The 19,274-nt window shown below is 55.9% G+C and carries 17 protein-coding genes; 8 read left to right on the top strand and 9 right to left on the bottom strand.

What is annotated here, in order from left to right:
- Positions 1-158: 158 nt before the first annotated feature.
- The 3 genes from KIS77_20910 to KIS77_20920 form a co-directional block, all read right to left on the bottom strand.
- Positions 159-1,787, bottom strand: coding sequence for a PDZ domain-containing protein (locus KIS77_20910; GenBank protein MCW5924792.1), 1,629 nt, complete (start codon positions 1,785-1,787; stop codon positions 159-161).
- Between the two features lie 57 nt (positions 1,788-1,844).
- A complete protein-coding gene (locus KIS77_20915; GenBank protein ID MCW5924793.1) occupies positions 1,845-2,609 on the bottom strand; it encodes an alpha/beta fold hydrolase in 765 nt (254 codons plus the stop codon).
- A 150-nt stretch (positions 2,610-2,759) separates the two neighbouring features.
- Positions 2,760-3,092, bottom strand: a complete 333-nt coding sequence (locus tag KIS77_20920; protein MCW5924794.1) for a hypothetical protein — start codon at positions 3,090-3,092, stop codon at positions 2,760-2,762.
- A 142-nt stretch (positions 3,093-3,234) separates the two neighbouring features.
- On the opposite strand from KIS77_20920, the gene KIS77_20925 reads away from it, so the two are divergent.
- The 3 genes from KIS77_20925 (at position 3,235) to KIS77_20935 (ending at position 6,539) form a co-directional block, all read left to right on the top strand.
- The gene (locus tag KIS77_20925; protein ID MCW5924795.1) at positions 3,235-3,633 is read left to right on the top strand and encodes a hypothetical protein; all 399 of its coding nucleotides are present in this window, start codon (positions 3,235-3,237) and stop codon (positions 3,631-3,633) included.
- Between the two features lie 241 nt (positions 3,634-3,874).
- Positions 3,875-5,071: a type IX secretion system outer membrane channel protein PorV gene (porV, locus tag KIS77_20930; GenBank protein ID MCW5924796.1), complete on the top strand. Its 1,197-nt coding sequence runs from the start codon at positions 3,875-3,877 to the stop codon at positions 5,069-5,071.
- A gap of 250 nt (positions 5,072-5,321) precedes the next feature.
- On the top strand, positions 5,322-6,539 hold the full coding sequence (locus tag KIS77_20935) for an ATPase (protein ID MCW5924797.1): 1,218 nt from the start codon (positions 5,322-5,324) through the stop codon (positions 6,537-6,539).
- A gap of 50 nt (positions 6,540-6,589) precedes the next feature.
- Here KIS77_20935 and KIS77_20940 read toward each other — a convergent pair whose 3' ends face one another.
- Positions 6,590-7,252 (bottom strand): hypothetical protein, encoded by a 663-nt coding sequence (locus tag KIS77_20940; GenBank protein ID MCW5924798.1) that lies wholly within the window; start codon positions 7,250-7,252, stop codon positions 6,590-6,592.
- Positions 7,249-7,725 carry an SsrA-binding protein SmpB gene (gene smpB / locus KIS77_20945; protein ID MCW5924799.1) on the bottom strand — a complete coding sequence of 159 codons (477 nt, stop codon included), beginning with the start codon at positions 7,723-7,725 and terminating at the stop codon, positions 7,249-7,251. Before smpB ends, KIS77_20940 begins: the two co-directional genes overlap by 4 nt.
- A gap of 374 nt (positions 7,726-8,099) precedes the next feature.
- On the opposite strand from smpB, the gene KIS77_20950 reads away from it, so the two are divergent.
- Positions 8,100-11,132: a zinc-dependent metalloprotease gene (locus KIS77_20950; protein MCW5924800.1), complete on the top strand. Its 3,033-nt coding sequence runs from the start codon at positions 8,100-8,102 to the stop codon at positions 11,130-11,132.
- A gap of 200 nt (positions 11,133-11,332) precedes the next feature.
- Complete coding sequence (locus KIS77_20955) at positions 11,333-12,733, top strand: T9SS type A sorting domain-containing protein (GenBank protein MCW5924801.1); 1,401 nt, start codon at positions 11,333-11,335, stop codon at positions 12,731-12,733.
- A gap of 10 nt (positions 12,734-12,743) precedes the next feature.
- Here KIS77_20955 and KIS77_20960 read toward each other — a convergent pair whose 3' ends face one another.
- Complete coding sequence (locus KIS77_20960) at positions 12,744-13,421, bottom strand: DUF4918 family protein (protein ID MCW5924802.1); 678 nt, start codon at positions 13,419-13,421, stop codon at positions 12,744-12,746.
- A gap of 81 nt (positions 13,422-13,502) precedes the next feature.
- Here KIS77_20960 and KIS77_20965 point away from each other — a divergent pair, with 81 nt between their 5' ends.
- Positions 13,503-14,741, top strand: a complete 1,239-nt coding sequence (locus KIS77_20965; GenBank protein ID MCW5924803.1) for a 3-phosphoshikimate 1-carboxyvinyltransferase — start codon at positions 13,503-13,505, stop codon at positions 14,739-14,741.
- Positions 14,742-14,766: 25 nt separating this feature from the next.
- A complete protein-coding gene (locus KIS77_20970; protein MCW5924804.1) occupies positions 14,767-15,615 on the top strand; it encodes a hypothetical protein in 849 nt (282 codons plus the stop codon).
- On the opposite strand, the gene KIS77_20975 is transcribed toward KIS77_20970, so the two are convergent.
- On the bottom strand, positions 15,597-17,201 hold the full coding sequence (locus tag KIS77_20975; protein MCW5924805.1) for a sodium/solute symporter: 1,605 nt from the start codon (positions 17,199-17,201) through the stop codon (positions 15,597-15,599). The genes KIS77_20970 and KIS77_20975 overlap by 19 nt on opposite strands.
- 97 nt (positions 17,202-17,298) lie before the next feature.
- Between KIS77_20975 and KIS77_20980 the strand changes: the two genes are divergently transcribed.
- The gene (locus KIS77_20980) at positions 17,299-18,099 is read left to right on the top strand and encodes an ABC transporter ATP-binding protein (GenBank protein MCW5924806.1); all 801 of its coding nucleotides are present in this window, start codon (positions 17,299-17,301) and stop codon (positions 18,097-18,099) included.
- A 54-nt stretch (positions 18,100-18,153) separates the two neighbouring features.
- On the opposite strand, the gene KIS77_20985 is transcribed toward KIS77_20980, so the two are convergent.
- Positions 18,154-18,663, bottom strand: coding sequence for an OmpH family outer membrane protein (locus tag KIS77_20985; protein ID MCW5924807.1), 510 nt, complete (start codon positions 18,661-18,663; stop codon positions 18,154-18,156).
- A gap of 94 nt (positions 18,664-18,757) precedes the next feature.
- Positions 18,758-19,270, bottom strand: coding sequence for an OmpH family outer membrane protein (locus KIS77_20990; GenBank protein ID MCW5924808.1), 513 nt, complete (start codon positions 19,268-19,270; stop codon positions 18,758-18,760).
- Between the last annotated feature and the right edge of the window lie 4 nt (positions 19,271-19,274).

Here is a 19,274-nt window from a genome sequence, read left to right on the forward strand (position 1 = left end):
GCGTTTCTACCAACATTTGACCTCTCCGAGGTTTGTGCCATTTTGATGCGTTTGCCCTAGCCCCCTCCCCAGTTCGTGAGCGTGAGCACGCACGGACAAAAGTCAGGGGAAATGGCTCGAAGACGCGGAGAAAGGCGGTGAAATTATCGTTAAGTCCATCACCCCTTGTTGCCCGCCAGAATGGCTTTGTATTCCGATGGGTTGTTGAGCAACTTGACGGCTGCTTCCACTTCGGGGTCGTTTTTGAGCGACTTTCGGACTTTGCCTCGCTGGAAGTAGTAGCGCCCCACGATTTCTTGCTCGATTTCGTGCAGGATACGCCCTTTGTTCTTCGCCAGTTCGCCCTTCTTTTCCGCTTTTATTTTGTTTTCCAGCGTCTGAATGTCGGCAGTGAGCGGCAGGTTTTCGCTGGCGGCGACGGTTCTCAACTCTTTGATTTTCTTTTCGCTCGCCGTTTCGTACTCAAAGTTTTTGTTTTGGACAAAGCGCATGAAATCATCCCAGTCCGTGAATGCGAAGGCCTCCACCGAGTCAATGGATTTGTTTTTGAGCACATACTGTGTCACATAGTCAAAGATGATGTTTTGCTCCAGCAGGGCCTTCACCACGCCAGTGGCGGTGTCGTGGGGCAGCACCACGTCGGGCTTGATGCCGCCGCCGTCGTGCACGATGCGACCGTTGCGGGTCTTGAATTGGGCGCGTTCCGACTCGGGGATGTCCACTGGCTCGCCGTTCTTGTATCGCACCGCCTGAATGCAGCGCCCAGAGGGGATGTAGTATTTGGCGGTGGTGAGTTTCACTTTGGCGTTGTAGCCAATCTCTTTCATGTTTTGCACAAGCCCCTTGCCGTAGCTGCGCTGCCCCATCACCACCGCCCGGTCGAGGTCTTGCAAGGCGCCGGAGGTGACTTCGCTAGCCGAGGCGCTCCATTTGTTGATGAGCACGACAACCGGGATTTGGTCGTCGAGGGGAGTGTTGAAGGTGCGGAACATATTGTCCCATTCGGGCACTTTGCCTTTGGTGCTGACCACAAACTCGCCGCGTGGCACGAAGAGATTCACCAGATTGACGGCTTCGTGAAGCAAGCCGCCGCCGTTGCCGCGCAAATCGAGGATGAAGCCTTTCAGCCCTGGGTTTTGGGTTTTCAGTTTTTCTAGGGCATCGCCCACGTTGCGGGCGGCATCGCGGGTGTAGGTGCTCAGGTTGGCATAGCCGATGTTTTCGGCCACTAAGCCAGAATGCGGCACGTTGGGGATTTCGGTTTCCTCGCGCTCCAACGTGATTTTTAGGTCTTTGCTTTCTCCGGGGCGGCGAATCGTCAGGTCGGACTTGGTGCCGGGGAAGCCTCTCAAAAAGGCCAAGACTTGTTCTTCGGTGCGCCCCTTGGCGTTTTGTCCGTCCACTGCCACGATGGCATCGCCCACTTTTAGGCCAGCTTTGTGCGCCGGGCTGTTCTCGTAGATTTCAGTGACCACCATATAGTCGCCCATGAGTTTGCCCTCGGCACCCACTCCGCTGTATCTGCCGTCGGTCTGGATGCGGTAGCCTTCGATGTCGGTTTCCGAGATGTAATTGGTGTAGGGGTCGAGGCCGCCGAGCATGGCATCGAGGCCGGCGCGCATCACTTTGGCGGGGTCGAGTTCGTCCACATAAGAATGATTGACCTCCCGATAGGCGTTGGCGAAAATTTCGAGGTTTTTGGCGATGTCGAAGTATTTGCCCTGAGCGTGTGCGAGGAGCGCGTGCGCGAGGAGGACGAGGGCAAGAAAAATGCGTGTATGGCTCATAATTTTTCGAAAATCAGCAATTTTTACAGGTTGTCAATAGGCGAAAGGCGGTTTTTTTCAACCCAAAAACGCCTTCAGTATTTCCAGCAATTCCTTCGGTTTGTCGGCGTGTACCCAGTGGCCCGCGTCTGCCACCGTCACGACGTCGGCTTGCGGGAACAGGGATTTGATTAACGGAAAATCCGCGTCTTTGATATAATTCGAGCGGCTGCCGCGCACAAAAAGCGTCGGTTTGTCGAACACCGAAGCATCGGGGCGCACCGGGGCCAGAATGTCGTTGAAATGGCGATGGAGCGCGGGCAGGTTCATCTTCCAAGTGAATGTGCCATCGTGTTCGCGGGTGATGTTTTTCAGCAAAAACTGCCGTGTGCCCACGTCCTTGATGCGCTCCGAAAGGTAGGACTCTGCCTCCTGCCGTGTTTTCATTTTCGACAAATCCATGCCGAGCAGCGCCTCAAAAATGTAAGAATGGTTGTCTTCGGCGGGGCCGGGCGCCATGTCCACCACCACAAGGCGCTCCACCATGTCGGGGTGCGTGAGCGCGAGTTGCATAGCGACCTTCCCGCCCATGCTGTGGCCGACGACGGCTGCCGAAAACATCCATCGCGCCTCCATGAAAGCCTTCATGTCTTCCGCCATTTCGGGATAAGAGTGCTGGGACAGGTGCGGGGAGCGGCCGTGGTTGCGCAGGTCAGGCGTGACGACCAAGTGATGCTCGGCCAGCCCCTTGGCGATAGTTTGCCAGTTGTCTGAAAAGCCAAACAACCCATGCAGGATGATGACGGGGCTGCCTTGGCCAAATTCGCGGTAGTAGAGTTCCATGTGCAGCAAAGAACAGGCAAAAACCCATTCTGTTTGCAAGACGATGCGTTCGCGCAGCAAAACAAAAGCCCCAGCCGCGCCTTTGCGCGGCCGAGGCCAGTCCTGCCCTGCTGTCAAGGGCTATGGGTACTCAACTTCTTCGTGGCGCGGTCAGTCGCAGTCCGAAATTCGCTTGGGCAAGCTCACGGGCACCTTCGGCGGGTGGAAATAGTGGTCGAGCGCCGTTTTTTCCAATTGCTGCCGGAGCGCCGCATCGGCTTTCACACGTTCGTAGCAGTCGCCGCCGTCAGGGGCGAAAGCCGAGAGGATATCCACGCGCACAGAGTAAAGATTGGTGTTGCCCTCCGTGCCAGCAAGATGCTCTATCAGCACCTCAGCCTCACCCACCAGCATGAGACTGGCTTCGTCGCTGTAGCGAAACGCGACAATTTCGCTGACGACCTTGGGGGCATTTTGGCCATGTTCCGTAGAAATGTCCGGCATAATGACGTAGGTTTGCTCGTAAAAAGATTGCTGCGACAAATATATTTCCACTTAATGGAATTAAACAAATAAAAATTCAAATTTTAGATAAAAAATCTAAAATGGGAATTTTTAATTGAATTTTTACTTTTAAAAGCGGAAAATGGCATCACTCACACAGGGAGAAGTCCTCCTGATACTCGTCAAAAGAGATGGCCGCCCGGCGGAACAAATCGCCGAAGCGATGGATGTGGACAAATCCTACCTGCCAAAACTCTATAAAATGGAGCGTTTGCCTCGCAAGCCTTTTGAAAGGGCGAAGGCTATTTTCCCGGAAGCGGAAAAATATTTTGCAGAATCAGCAGAAAAAATGAGCCGCGTGGAGGAGCCTCCCTCCATTTATCGCACAAGCATCGAACCTCCCGCCGACATGGAGCGCCTGCTCGCCGAAAACGCCGCGCTCCGCGAAGAAATCGCCCACCTTTCCAAAATGCTGGAACAGGAGAAAGAAACCAACAAGACCTTGGCCGAAGCCATCCTGAACATGAGCAAACGGCATTAGAGTTGAAAGGGGGTTGAATGAGTTGAAGGGGATACCCTCTTGTTCCCAAACTTTGAGCCCTCCTGCACAACCCGCAAACCCATTTTCCCCTTCAACCAAAATAAACGACCTGATTCAGACAACCCAATCGCGGAATCGAACACCAATGCAGCGATGTGCACACAAATCCCATTTTAATGGCTTATTTTTGCGCACTATTTTGAGGAAAATCAGACTTTGCCACTAAATTTCATTTGCTCTCATGAAGAAATTACTCGCCTTGTCACTGATAATCGCTGGCTTCACGGCTTCTGTGCAAGCCCAAGCAATCGAGCCAAAGTGCAAGAACGGATATAACCCCATCACTGGCGAACGCTGCGCCAATGCCGTCACCTCCGCCGTGCCTTTTTTGCGCATCGTGCCCGACGCTCGCGGCGGCGCTATGGGCGATGTGGGCATCGCCACTTCCGCTGACCCCAACGCCATGCACTACAACGCCTCCAAACTGGCCTTTGCCGACAAAAAGGTGGCGATTGCCGCTTCCTACACACCGTGGATGCGCAACCTAGGTCTGCAAGATGTGTATCTGGCCTACCTGTCGGGCTATGTGAAACTCGACCAACTGCAATCCCTCGGCTTTGGCTTGCGCTATTTTTCGCTGGGCGACATTGAGTTCACCGACGAAAACGGCATCTCGCTCGGTCAGGGCCGACCCAATGAATTCGACCTCACCGCTGGCTATGCTCGCAAACTCTCCGACCGCTTTTCGGGCGCCATCGCTGCCAAGTTCATCTACTCCAACCTCGCCACCGGCCAGCGCGTGGAGGGGGTGGAAATCAGACCCGGCATCTCCGGCGCAGCCGACCTCTCCTTGACCTACAAGCAGCCCATCAAACTCGCCAAAAACGACAGTGAACTCACCCTCGGCTTGGCCGTCAGCAACTTGGGCGCTAAAATCACCTACACGAACTCCATCAACCGCGACTATATCCCGACCAACATGGGGCTTGGCGCGGCGTGGAAATTCAACCTCGACGCCTACAACACCCTCACGTTCACGACCGATTTCAACAAACTGCTCGTGCCGACCCCACGCCCCGAAATTGATGACGACGGCGACGGACGTCCCGACTACAAACAGTACTCCGCCGTGCGCGGCGTGTTCAAGTCGTTCGGCGACGCACCGGGTGGTTTTAGCGAGGAGTTGAAGGAAATCAATATCGGCACTGGCATAGAATACTGGTACGACAACCAGTTTGCCGTGCGCATGGGCTATTTCTACGAGCATTATTCCAAAGGCAACCGCAAGTATTTCAGCGTGGGCCTCGGCGTGAAATACAACATCTTCGGCCTCGATTTTTCTTATCTCGTGCCGACCACCAACCAACGCAACCCCTTGGATAACACCCTGCGTTTCTCGCTCTTGTTCGACTTTGAGGCATTCGAGTCCGACAAGTAAGCCAATCCCCTCCCTTTCAACGGCGGGACTGACAGCACCCCGGCAGCCTTTTGTGGCCGCCGGGGTGTTTTTTTGTTGGCTCGCCCACCGCGCCTTTTAGGAGCGACGCGAGCCGCTTTTGTTTTTCCGATGCCCGGTTTCAAAAAATTTTTTCTCGAAAAAACATGCCGCGCCGTGTATCTGAAAACTTTTGTCGTTTTTTGCCCAAATAAAACAACAATGCGAATCACTAACAACCAGCCTCTCACTTATGGATAGACCTGTCACACTCCTCTGTGTTTCCAGTTATTTTAAGGGCAACGACTTCCTGCGCGGCGCGAAAGAAGCGGGTGCAAAAGTGTATTTCCTCACCTCCAAAAAACTCGAAGACAAGCCCTGGGCACGCGAAGCCATTGACGAGATTTTCTACATCCAGCAAGGTCCCGAAAACCAGTGGCACATCCCCGACGTGATAGAAGGCCTGGCATGGCTCATGCGCTCGCACAAGATAGACCGCATCGTGGCGCTCGACGACTTCGACGTGGAGAAGGGCGCCGAGTTGCGCGAGCATTTTCGCATACCCGGCATGGGCCAGACGACGGCCCGCCATTTCCGCGACAAACTCGCCATGCGCCTGAAAGCCGCAGAGGAGGGAGTGCGCGTCCCCGCGTTTTCGGCGCTCTTCAACGACAATGAAATCAACGATTTCGCCAAAAACGTGCCCGCCCCTTGGATAGTGAAGCCGCGCGGCCAAGCCTCTGCCACAGGCATGAAGAAGGTGTACAGCACCGATGAGTTGTGGGAGCATCTGCGCAAGCTCGGCAACGAGCGCCACCAATTCCTCGTGGAGCAATTCAAGCCCGGCGATGTGTATCATGTGGACGCGCTGAGCGAGGGGGGCAAAGTCATTTTTGCGCGTGTGTCGCAGTATTTGGCCACACCCTTCGAGGTGGCGCACGGTGGCGGCATATTCCGCAGCGCCATCGTGCCCTTTGGCTCCGCCGACGAAAAAGCGCTTCAGAAGGCTACTTCCGAAGTGATGACGGCCTTTGGGATGCAGTATAGCGCGAGCCACACCGAGTTCATCAAATGCCACGACGACGGGCAGTTTTACTTCCTCGAAACCTCCTCGCGGGTAGGCGGGGCGCACATCGCCGAGATGGTTGAATACTCTTCCAATGTGAATATGTGGCGCGAATGGGCCAAACTCGAAGTGGCTGTGGCAGGGGGCAAAAAGTACGAACTGCCCAAATTGAGGAAGGACTACACGGGCATCATCGTGTCGCTCACGCGGCAGGAATGGCCCGACGACAGCCAATTCAACGACCCGGAGGTGGCGTGGCGCATGCGCGACATGGACCACCACATCGGCCTCATCGTGCGGTCGCCCAAACACGAGCGCGTCATCGAACTGCTCGATGAATACGCTCAACGCATCAAACGGGATTACCACGCGAGCGCGCCAGCGCCTGATAAGCCGACAAGTTGAAGGGGAGTTGGAGGGCTTGCCCGGCCAAGCAAAGCGGCTGGGCAACCCCTTCAACTCGCAAACCCCGCCAAAAACACTGCCACCATGCCCGCAGCATAGCCTCTGTACAGATCAGCAGGGGTGTGTGCCCCCAATGCGAGACGGGCCATGCCGACCCATCCGGCCAGCACCACCAAGAGGGCTATCACCGCGTTGAGGCTCAGCTGGAGCGTGCCGCTGCCGAGCGACAGGCTGACAAAAGCAGCCCCCCAAGCCTTGTTGGTTAGCAGCATCATGGCGACCAAGCCGCCCATGCCGACCGCGTGTGCGCTGATTTTCGTGAAAATATTGATGAAAAAAGCGAGGAAAAGCCCAATGGTGGCACCCAACACGAAGGCATTGAACAACGGAGGCGCTTGGTCGGCTGACGAGAGGTTTTTGTAGAGCCACAAATAGAACACGCTGGAGAGGATGTATGGCCCGGTGCGCTCCATCTTGTCGCGCATCTGAAAACTCTTGACAAAACCAAGCGGCTTCATCAGCGCCACGCCGAACGCTGGCAGCAAAAAACTGGTGCTGAACACCGAAAGAAACAAAATGACGGCTCGTTTGTCGCTCAGGCTGCGGACGCTGAAAGCGTAAGGATTGATGAGGATGAGCAGCAACAGGGCGTAGGTCAGCACCAGCAGTGGGTGAAAGAGCACCGTGAGCGCATGGGCAAGGGTTTTGTTCATCGCACTTTGTAGGCTTTGTTGATGCGGTCGAGATGGCGTTTGTCTTCGCGTTCCTTGATGGTCTCGCGCTTGTCGAATGATTTTTTGCCACGCGCCAGCGCAATGGTCACTTTGGCAAACCCTCGGTCATTGATGAAAATCTTGTAGGGAATGATGGTGGAGCCTTTTTCCTTCACCCCTCGTTCGAGCTTGCGCAGCTCGGGCCGACGGAGCAAAAGTTTTCGATTGCGGCGCGGGAGGTGGTTGCTATCGGTGCCGTACTCATATTCGGCGATGTAGAGGTTGCGCACCCACAGTTCTCCATTGTCAAACACACAGTAGGCATCCGTCAGGTTGGCATTGCCATTTCGGATGCTTTTTATCTCCGACCCAGTCAGCGAAATGCCCGCATCGTACTGCTGCACGAAGTAGTACTCGAACGCGGCCTTGCGGTTCGTGATTTCGACTTTTTGTTTTCTTTTCTCTTTTGCCATGGTTGAAAAAGCCGCCAAAGGTACAGCAGTATCGCGTTTTTTTCGCCGCTCTGTTTTTGGGAGGAGGACGAGCGTTTCCCTCGATTTGCTCGCCCAGACCGCGACCGCATAGTTTCATCACTCTAAAACACCGCAAAATGAAAACTTAACGTGGCGGCATCGGCGCAAAACCCTAACTTGCGACAAATTTTTATTTTTTCACACAAACTACCCACCGATGATGAAAAAGATTATCTTCCAACCTTCCAACCTTCCAACCTTCCAGCCTTCCAAGCCTGTCCTCAAGGATTAGCGGCCTCTTAATCTCATGCCTCATGCTTGGTTGCGCCACGTCAATACCCCTGTTTGCGCATTCCCAAACGGTGTGCGACTGTGTGGCCGTTGCTTGCGAGGGCTGGCCATTGCACGACATACGCTGTGACGATTATCCTGACACTTATGGGCCACACTATGTCAAGGCATACCTGTGGTTTGTGGTGCCTCCCAACGCGCCGAACGCCTTTGAGGACCCGTTGGACGAACGCACCGCGACCATTTGGGCGAACCTTTTCAACGCTTTCGCCCCGCACAACATACACATCGTGCCGGGCTTTGGGGATTGCTCCCCCTCCGCCACCTACGAAGCCATCAACGAGGATTTGGCCCCCAACAATGCCAATGTGTTTTATCTGCGAAGCATCGGCCACAAGAACGACGACGGGATTGATATGTATGTTTTCAGGGACGACATAGCGGTCGGGGGAGGATGGGCGTTTTGCGTGCCGAGCAGCTTTTTCTATTTGTTCGGAAAAGAGCCCAACACCAGCGACAACGTGAGCGCGACACAAATCGTGTCGCACGAGATGGGGCATTGCTTGGGATTGCTGCACACTTTTGAGGAAGGCCCCGGCACTTCTTGCAGGGACCTCGACGGCTCGGATTGCAAGTTCAGGGGAGACTTGGTGTGCGACACCCCGCCTGACGACAGATCATACCCCTCCAACCCGGACTGCGACCCGCAGCTCCTTTCTTCGGAACTGGATTTCAACATCATGTCCGGCTTTTCGCCATGGAGGTGCGTGTCCCGGTTCACCAACGGACAGGGCGCTCGCATGCGCCGATACCTGAGCGAGCCGGTCGGCGTCGTTGACGACGCGAAAATCCAGGACATCGTCGTCACTGGCCAAGTGACATGGGACACCCCCATGAGCCCCGGCGCCAACGTCATCGTCGAGCCTGAAGCGGTGCTGACCATCAACGCCCCGGTGACCATGCAAGAGAACGCCCGCATATACGTGCGTCGCGGCGACGGGCAGGGGACGGTGTCCGGCGGGCAGCTGAGGGTGTTCTCGACGATAACGGCGGTCTGCGACAAGTTGTGGGGGGGCGTGGTGGTGGAAGGCTATGCCAACCGCCCCCAGAGCACCGTCTATCAGGGCAGGGCGTACGTGGGCGTGGGCGGGGTGCTTGAGCACGCCCGTCTGGCGATTTATGTCAACGGGTTGAACCCCGTGACGGGCTTTCCCGTGCTTAGTGGCGGCGGGGGCATGGTGGGGGCGCAGGGAGCGGTGTTTCGCAACAACGAGGTGGACGTGGAGTTCGGGCCTTATTTTGCGTCCTTGAACAGGGCTTACTTCACGGCCAGCATTTTCGATGTTCCTTGTCGGTTTGTCACCGACGACGGCTATCGGGGCGGGCGGGCGCCCACGCATCTTTTTTTGAAGGGTGTTTTCGGTGTCAGGGTGGCCGATTGCATCTTCACCGACGACAGGACCGATTCTTACTCGCTCCCCAAGACGCGCGGCGTCGGCATCTATTCCGAAGATGCGGGCTTTCTCACGTACCAGCCCCGGCCCAACCGCTTCTTCGGCTTGTTTCACGGCATTCATGTGTTGCAAACCAGCCCAACGGCGGGGATAGCCATTCGGGGAGGGATATTTGAGGCGTGCTTCGACGGGGTGCACGCCACGGACAATGCCATCCTGGCCATTGACGACAACACGTTCACGCTGCGGCGCCCCGATTTTTTCACTGGCCCCGCGTCGCAACTGTTCAGGGCGATTTACGTGGAGGGAGGAACGGCCACCATAAGCCTGGACGGCAACGTGTTCGTTGGTGCCGACACGGTCTTGCTCTTCGGGACGGAAGTGCTGTCCATCGGGGGAGGCAACAAGGTTTTTTCAGGCAACACCTACCACGAACTGTACGTCGGCAACAGGGCGTACGGGCTAAACGGCGTCGCCTCTGCCGGTGGCCTGATTTTTAGCGGGCTGATGTACGAGTGCAGCTCCTTCACAAGGAGCTCGGAACACGACAACTTGGTGGCCCTTGGCGCCACCATCCGGCTGGAACAGGGGCGGAAGATCGATGGTGAACCCATTTCCGCCGGCAACCGCTATCTCGACTTGGTGGGGCAACAGTTTACAAACAATGGCGCACCTATTTTCTACCACCATATAGAGAACACAACGCAAGCACTAATAGACGGCTATTTCACACCAACTACCATAACACGTGTCCAAAGTTTGCCAAACGCCGCTTGCGACGTTGCAGAATGCCCCCCTCCTTGCGACACCGAAACCGAACTCTCCGAAACCAAAACCCAGTTTTTCCAACAAAAACAAACTTGGACGACCAAAACCGCCGCCTACCCCTCCATCACCGACCCAAACCAGCGCCAAACCGAAGCCGATGTCATCAACCGCCTGCGGCTTTCGCTCGACCAGACCGGCGCTCGCATTCTGCTCCACCACGCGCTCGACACCACAGATTTGCGAACGGACTCGGTGCTTGTGTGGCTGGGACACTTGGAAACATACGACGCGGACTTGCAGTTGGCACGCCACCACTTCTTTTCCGGCGACTACTCCACGGCTGACAGCCTGTTGCAGCTTATCCCCTCTCAATATGGGCTGAGCGGCGATTGGCTTGCCGAGTTCAACGACGTCAGGGATGTGCTGGATGCCCTTCGCCCGCGTCTGGAGGCGGGCGTATCGCTCTCGGCCCTGCCGGAGACCCTGGTTGACTCGATACTGTACTGGGGTGCCGATTGCTCGGCAGCGGGCGCTTTGGCCCGCAACATACTCTGCCGCAACGGCTTGCGCAAGGAAGCGGACTGCGAGGAAATCGGGCAAAAGGCGAGCGGAACGACCCAAAGCAATGCGATTCAGGCCAGCGGCCAAACGTTGAAAATATACCCTAATCCGGCCAGCGCTGAGGTTTCAATTGAGCTGCCTTTAAACGTGTCATGCACCAATATTGCAATCGTCAGTTTGGCAGACGGGCGAATATGTCTGGATTTTGCGGCAGCAACTGGCAGTAATACCGTTAAAATAAACATCGCAGGTTTTTCAGGCGGCGTATATGCCGTACTTGCGAGAATGGTTGACGGCTCAACACTTCGGGCCAAACTTCTGATTTCGAATTAAAGACTGTTCAAGCCTTTGGGGGTTGGTGACCTAATGTCACCAACCCTTTATCACTTCACTCAACTTGAACGAACATGCTCAAATGCTTTTCAATTCACCTACTTTTTTGTTTGCTCCATGGCATTTTAAGCGCCCAGCCGGGGTTCAATCAGATTTATGACAACTCCAGCCTTGGGAACAAGCATTTCCATAGGATTTTCGTGGATCAAGACACCATCATAGCCATAGGGTTGGGACACGAGTCTGGCGTTCCCCAAGGTGTTGTGTTGGCTAAAATAGACACTTTTGGCAATTTGGTTGCGCAGAGTTTCATAGTTGACTCGCTTAACGATTTTCTCACGATGTATTTTCTGTTTGGCAACATCATCAAAACCTCGGAAGGGTACTATGCCTTTCCGGTTGTCGCCTTGGGCCGAGGCGGCCATTTGTTGATACAAATTGACGGTGACCTGCAGGTGAGGTCAATTTTTGAGTATTCAAATGGCGGCAACCTATCCATGTTCGAGCATCAAATCATGGAGGCTGACGATGGGGGTTTTTATATTGTCGGGAATGTCACGAGGCCAAACTACAAGCGAGATGGCTTTATTCGCAGGGTAAGCAAGGAGGGCACGGAGCTGTGGTTCAAGTATTACGGCGACTACAACAAAGACGAGTCGTTTCGTTGCATGGCGAGAATGCCGGACAACCGCTTTTTAGTCGGTGGCGGGGCAGGCCCCAATGTCAACAACAGCGAGACGTCCCGCGCGGGGCTGTGGGTACTCGACAGCAACGGGACGGTGCTGAAAACCTCGCTGGGGCCGGAGGAGCCTGACTTGACGACCATATTGGGCATTCTACCCGCCTCCGACGGCGGGTTCATTGCCCACGGCCTCACCTATTGGGGGCAAGGGCCTTGGGGCAGCAAGGTGCAGGTGAGCCTGCTCAAGTTCGATGCCGACCTGAACCTCCAATGGCTCAAGCACATCGGCCCGAGCAGCAGCGACTACAACGGCATCTACGACATGACGCGGCCCCCCGACGGGCACTACCTCGTGGCGGGGCAGCGCACGGCCTACGGCGACCTTGCCCAGCCCAGCGGCGGGGACTGGGGGGGCTGGCTCTACAAGTTCACGGAGCAGGGCGACAGCCTGTGGTCGAGGGCCGACAACGCGCCGGCGCCCCACGTCCCCGCCGGTCAGTTTGCCTACGGCGGGGTGGGCATCCTGAGCAGCGGCAGCGTGGTGGCGGGCGGCGTGGGGACTTTGAGCACCCAGTTCGTGGGCTGGGTGGTGAAGGTGACCGCGGATGGTTGCATGGACACTGTTTTTTGCGGCGCGGTGGGGGCTGGGGAGCCGCTTTCGCCTCTGCTCGACGCCTCCCTGCTTTCCATTGCGCCCAACCCCGCCGGCGCCACCGTGTCGCTGGCGCTCGAGGGGGAGGTGGCGGGCGGCAGGCTCGTCCGATTTTCCATCCACAATCTGCTGGGGCAGGAGCTGTGGTCGGCGCGGTCCGCGTCGGGTCGGGAGGAGGTGTGGTTGTCGGGCTGGCCTGCGGGGGCCTACATCGCGCGGGCGGAGTCGGCGCGGGGGGTGGCGGCGCGGGTGTTTGTGAAGGAGTGAGGCTCCCTCCTCACAACGCCCCTCTCAATGTCGCCACATATTTTTCCACAAATTCCGCTACCCGTTTTCGTCGGTATTGCATCACCCAGCGTGGGTGAGGAAGCGGCACGATTTCCTTGAAAAAGCCGTGCGAAGCGTTCAGTTTTTGAAAATAAGAGAAATTCTGCCCCTCGCCAAGGCAAATCGCCGCCTCACGCCGAGCGCCAAAATCGAGTTGGGTGCGGATATTCCAAACGATGAACGCCTCAGCGGTTTTTTGAAGAAAGCGGTCGTCGTAGTAGTTGATGTTTTTGCCGTCTTTCACAAAACCCAGCGGCGAAAGGGAGGTGATGTAAAAATCGCGGCAAAAAGCCGACGCGCCACCATAAGCATGGATAAGTTGCCAGACGAACGTGGCGGACAACTCCGGCTTTTTGGGAAAACTGGTAGCAATGCCGCACTCCGTCTCAAGCCGCAGCGGGTCGGTGAACGGCACCCCTGTCAGCCCTGCCCCAAAACGCCCCGGATTGATGCCAAAGATAAAGGCGCGGGTTTGGAGGTCGTCGTAAAAACGCTGGTAAAAAGCCATCAGCGCCCGCATCGTCTCGGCATTGTCGTAGGGGAAAAGCCACTCAAAACCCGGCGGCAGCGCGATGTCCGGCGGGCGCAGCGCCTGCGTGAAAGCGATAACCTGTGCTGCAAAAGTCATGGCGCGAAGATGCTGCAATTTCGGGGCATGGACGCGGCAATATCTCATTCTCAATCATTCGAATGATGCGACCTTTGCCCCATGTTGCGACTATCCAAACCCAATCGCTCACTATTGGGCGACATCGCCCTCGACGGCTCCAAGAGCATCAGCAACCGGGCGCTCATCGCGCTGGCACTGGCGGGCACCGTGCCAACGGATTGGCTCACCAACCTCTCCACCTCTAAGGACACACTCACGCTCTTGCGCCTGCTATCGCAGCCCGGCGACACTTTCGACGCGGGCGACGCAGGCACCACGTTCCGATTCCTCACCGCATATTTAGCCTTGCAGCCCGGTACGCAAGTGCTCACCGGTTCTGCCCGAATGCGCGAGCGTCCCGTCGGCAGCCTCGTGGCGGCGCTCCGCGACTTGGGTGCCGATATCGAGTATTTGGAAAAAGAAGGATACCCGCCGCTCCGCATCGGCGCGATGAAATTGGCTAAGCACACATCGCGGCCTCTTGTGCGCATTCACGCGGGCACGAGCAGCCAATTCCTGTCTGCCCTTTTGCTCATCGCGCCATACCTGCCGCATGGGCTGCAATTGGTGCCGGAAGGCAACTTGGTCTCGCGGCCCTATCTCGAAATGACCATGCGGCTCATGCGGCATTTCGGAGCGAGGGTGAGCGAGCAAGGCGAGTCCATCACTGTGGAGCCGGGCGCTTACCAGCCGCGTCCGCTCACCGTGGAGGCCGACTGGTCGGCAGCTTCGTATTGGTACGAAATGGCGGCGTTTGCCGACGAGGTGGAGTTGCGGCTGAAAGGGCTATTTGCCGAAAGCTGGCAAGGCGATTCGGTATTGGTGCAGATGATGCCCTCATTCGGCGTGCAGACCGTTTTTGAAGCGGAAGGCATTGTGTTGAAAAAGAGCGGGGTGCCGCCTGCGCCCTCGTTTGAGTGGGATTTTGTGGAGTGTCCGGACATCGCGCAGACACTGGCGGTCACTTGCGCGGGGTTGGGTGTGCAAGGGATTTTTTCAGGTTTGGAAACACTGTTTATCAAGGAAACCGACCGGGTGGCGGCGTTGCGGGGCGAGTTGACCAAAGTCGGCGTGTCGTTTGAGCCACTGCCCGACGGGAAGCGTTTTTCCCTAAAAGGCAAAGCGACGTGGGCGACGGTGCCGCGTTTTGCCACTTACCACGACCACCGCATGGCCATGTCGTTCGCGCCGCTGGCTTTTTGGGGCGCTGTCGAAATCGAAAACCCGTCGGTGGTGAATAAGTCCTACCCGGCTTTTTGGGAGCATCTGGCGGCGGTGGGTTTTCGCCTGCTGATGTAAAGTCAATGTAACTTTGGCGGGAAAAATGACACCCGCCTCCCTCCAATATCTCTGCATCGGCCATTGTTGTCACGACCGACTGGGCACCCAAAACATCCTCGGCGGCACGGCCTCCTATTCGGCTTTGGTTGCCCGTCGCTTGGGGTTTCGGGCGGGCATTTTCACCAGCGTGGGCGACGACTTCGGGTTCTTCGATGTTTTTGAAAAAAATGCCGTGCGATGGTGGAACAAGCCCGCGCCTCAAACAACGGTCTTTGAGAACATCTACCAACAGGGCCACCGCACCCAATATCTCCACCAAAGGGCGCTCGACCTCTTTGCCGACGATGTGCCTCCCGAATGCTTGGCGACTCCCATCGTGCTGTTTTGCCCCATAGCGGGCGAGGTGGATTTTTCCGTTTTACGGACGTTCCCTGCCGCACTCAAAGGCGCCACCATTCAGGGCTGGCTGCGGCAATGGGATGCGCGAGGCAAAGTCAGCCCCAAGGCGATGGATTGGTCGCAGCTCGCCGCCGCCGATGTGGTCATCATGAGCGATGCCGACATTCAGGGTTTTGAATCGGCCATTCCGGTCATTGCAGCAGCCGCGGAAGTGTTGGTGATGACGCAGGGGGCCAACGGGGCGCAAGTTTTTTTCAACCAACAAATCCTGCATTTCCCAGCCTATCCGGTGATGGAGGTGGATGCTACGGGGGCTGGCGATGTGTTTGCCACCGCATTTTTGCTAAAATACGCGGCAACGCGGGATGTCGCGTTGGCCGCAGGGTTTGCCCATTGTGCGGCCTCCTACATCGTGGAAGGGTTGGGTGTCGAAAATATGGCTTCCGTGGAACAGATAGAGGCGCGGTGGGCGCATTACCAAAACACGGTGTAGAGCGCCGTCAGTATTCCGCAAATAATCACCCCGCCCACCACGAACGCAGGCTCTACACGAAACAACTTTGGGTCAATCTCCACCATGCGGCTTTCCTTTTTCTCCAGCAGCGAAATGCCTACCATGAACGCCACAATGATGACGAACACCCAGCCCAAGCGGTCGAGAAAGGGGATTTCGGGGGCGAGGAACTTATAAGCCGTCGAGAGCGGTATGGTCAGCAAAGCCGCCGTCAGCGCCGCCGCCGAGGTGGTGCGCCGCCAAAACATTCCCAGCAAAAAAATAGCGAAAGCGCCCGGCGTGATGAAACTCATGTATTCTTGAATGAACTGGTAGGTTTGTTCCAACGAGCGCAGCTGGGGTGCGACGGCAATCGCCAGCAACATAGAGCCGACCACGGCGATTTTCCCCACTCGTACCAGTTTCGCCTCGGAAGCTGTTCGGTCAAAATACCGCTTGTAAATGTCGAGGCTGAAAATGGTCGCCACGCTATTGGCCTTTCCCGCCAACGACGCGACTATGGCGGCAATCAGCGCCGCGAACGCCAGCCCTTTCATGCCCATAGGCAACAGATTGAGCAAGGTAGGGTAAGCGAAGTCGGGCTTCACCGTGCCAGTGGCATCCACCATTTCTGTTTGGAACATCCCCTCCGAATAGAGCACGAAGGCCGCAATGCCGGGCAACACCACGATGACCGGTATCAACAGTTTCAAAAAAGCGGCGAATAGAATTCCCTTTCTCGCCGTGCTCAAATCCGCGCCGAGGGCCCGTTGGATGATGTACTGATTGCAGCCCCAATAGTTGAGATTGTTTATCCACATGGCCCCGATGAGCACGGTCAGCCCCGGCAAGTCTTTGTAGTAGGTGTGTCCTTTTTGCAAAATCATGTGAAAATGGGAAGGCGCTTTTTTGCGCAGCAAGGCCAAGCCAGAAAACACGCCGTCACCGCCAAAATGGTCGGCCACCATGTTCAGAGCAAGCCAAACGGTGGCCAATCCGCCCAATATCAGCACCGCCACCTGCACCACGTCCGTGTATCCGATGACCCGCATCCCGCCGAGCGTGATAACAATGGCAAAAACAGCAAGCCCAAAAATAGCCGCGTGGAAATCAAGCCCTGTGGTCAGTTCGAGCGCCAGCGCACCGAGATACAGTATAGAGGTCAGGTTCACGAATATGTACGCCATCAGCCAAAACACCGCCATCAGCGTGGCCACGAGCGGGCTGTATCGCTCGCGCAAAAATTGCGGCATCGTCTGAATGCGGTTTTTCAAATAGATGGGCACGAAAAACACGGCTACCACCAACAAGGTGGCTGCCGACATCCATTCATAAGTGGAAATGGCCAGCCCGATGGCGAAGCCTGACCCCGACATCCCGATAAAATGCTCGGCAGAAATATTCGACGCGATAAGAGAAGCCCCAATGGCCCAATAAGTCAAGGTTCCTTCTGCCAGAAAATATCCGGCTGTCGTATTATTGCCCGCGTTTTTGCGCCGCCAAATCCAATAGCCATAAGCGGCAACGACGATGAAGTAAAGCGCAAATACGACAAAATCAAGCGGGTGCAGGCGCGTGGGATACATAGCGGCGCTCAGAGATAAAGGTTAGAAAAAAGGCGAGCAATAATAGAGACACTTGGCGACCTTCGCACCTAAATTATTTTTTTGGCAATTTACCACCATGCTCAAAATCAACGACACACCACACGCCAACATCATTGAGCTGAGGCAAGTCACCCAAGTCTATGGCGGCTCCGCACCCATCTTGAAAGACGTGAATTTTCTCGTGGAAGACAAGCCGGGTCAGGGCCAATTTGTCATTATCCTCGGCGCTTCGGGTTGCGGCAAGAGCACCCTGCTCCGCTACATAGCGGGGCTACAACAACCCACGAGCGGCCAAGTGCTGCTGCGCGACAAGCCCGTCGCGCAGTCGGGCATCCGCGCTGGCATGGTGTTCCAACAATACTCCTCGCTGCCGTGGCTCACGGTGCTGGAGAATGTGCAGTTGGGTCTTGATTTTCAGCATGTGGAAGCAAAAGAGCGCCGGCGCCGCGCTCAGGAGATGCTCGAGCTGGTCGGACTTGCCGGGCATGAAAACAAGTACGCGGCCTATCCGACGCTTTCGGGCGGCCAATTGCAGCGGGTGGCCATCGCTCGCAGCCTGATTGCAAATCCCGAAATCTTGCTCATGGACGAGCCTTTCGGCGCGCTCGACATCAACACCCGCCTTCAAATGCAGGATATGCTCGAAGATGTGTGGCTCAAATTTCAGCCCACCATCGTCTTCGTCACGCACGATATTCAGGAAGCGGTCTATTTGGGCGACGACATCTACATCATGGCTGCCAACCCGGGGCGGTTCGTGCATCATGTCACGGTGGATTTGCCGTTCAACCGCAACTTGGAGGTGAAACACAGCGCCCATTTCAACGAACTGGTGCGAGCCGTAGAAGATAAGATGATAGAAGTGGCTGCGATGTAAATAGGTTGAAGGGCTTGCCCGGCCAAGCGAAGCAGACGGGCAAGCCCTTCAGCCTCACTTAATCCCCAGCTTGGTTTTCACCAAATTGATGACATTGAGCGACTCGTCGGCGTAAATCACCACATCGGTGCTGGAGTCGAACACCAGCGCAAAACCATTTTCGGCGGCTACGTCCGACATGGCCTTGTTGACCTTGTCGAGCAAAGGCTTGTAGAGCTCCTCGCGTTTTTGAGCGAGTTTTTGATACACTTCTTCCTCGTACTTGGTGATGTTTTCGCGCTCTTGCTCCAGTTTGGCGTATTGCGCATCAAAATCCTTTGGAGAGATGGTGCCTTGCGATTTTTTGCGCTCCAATTCGGCAGCGGCATCTTGGAAGGCTTTTACCCGTTCCTGCCCCCTTTTGGTCAGTTGCGTTTGAAATGCCTGCAAGTCGCTGTCGGCAGCCTTTACTTCCGGTAGTTGCAACAGCAGTTCGGCGGAATTGCAGTGTCCGAATTTTTGAGAAAAAACCTCGGTCGCAAAAACAAGCGCCAGACCGAGCGTGAGCGTGAGCAATTTATTCATCTTGAATGAGTTGTGTGGTAAAGTGAGTTGAATGGGTTTAATGGCTTGCCCGGCCAAGCGAAGCGGCCGGGCAAGCCATTAAACCTACAAAAGCCTATTTTTTCAGCATATTCTTGATATCCTCGGTTTTGTCATTGCGTTTGTCGGCGTAGAGCATGCCGGAGGCGCTGCCTTTTTCAAAAATGAACTCAAAACCCTTGTCTTCGGCAAACTTTTGAATGGCGGCATAGACGCGGTCTTGGATGGGCTTCACGAGTTCTTCGCGTTTTTTGAAAAGCGCGCCCTCTGGCCCAAACTTCAGGCGCTGCATTTCGCGCACTTCCTTTTCCTTGTTCATGATTTCTTCCTCGCGCTGCTTTTTCATCTCCTCGCTCAGCAGCACCTGCTCTGCTTGGTATTTGCTGTAAAGTCCCTTCACCTTGTCCTGTTCCTGTGCGATTTCTTGCCGCCATTGAGTGGCGAGTTTGTCGAGCGATTCCTGTGCCTTTTGGTAGTCGGGCATGCTTTCCAAAATAGCCGTCACGTCCACATAAGCAATGCGTTGGGCATGGATGGTGGCCGCAAGGGCAAAAGCAAAAAGAGCGATTGATGCGATTTTCTTAATCATGGTT

It is taken from the genome of Saprospiraceae bacterium (assembly GCA_026129545.1).
Lineage (GTDB): Bacteria > Bacteroidota > Bacteroidia > Chitinophagales > Saprospiraceae > M3007.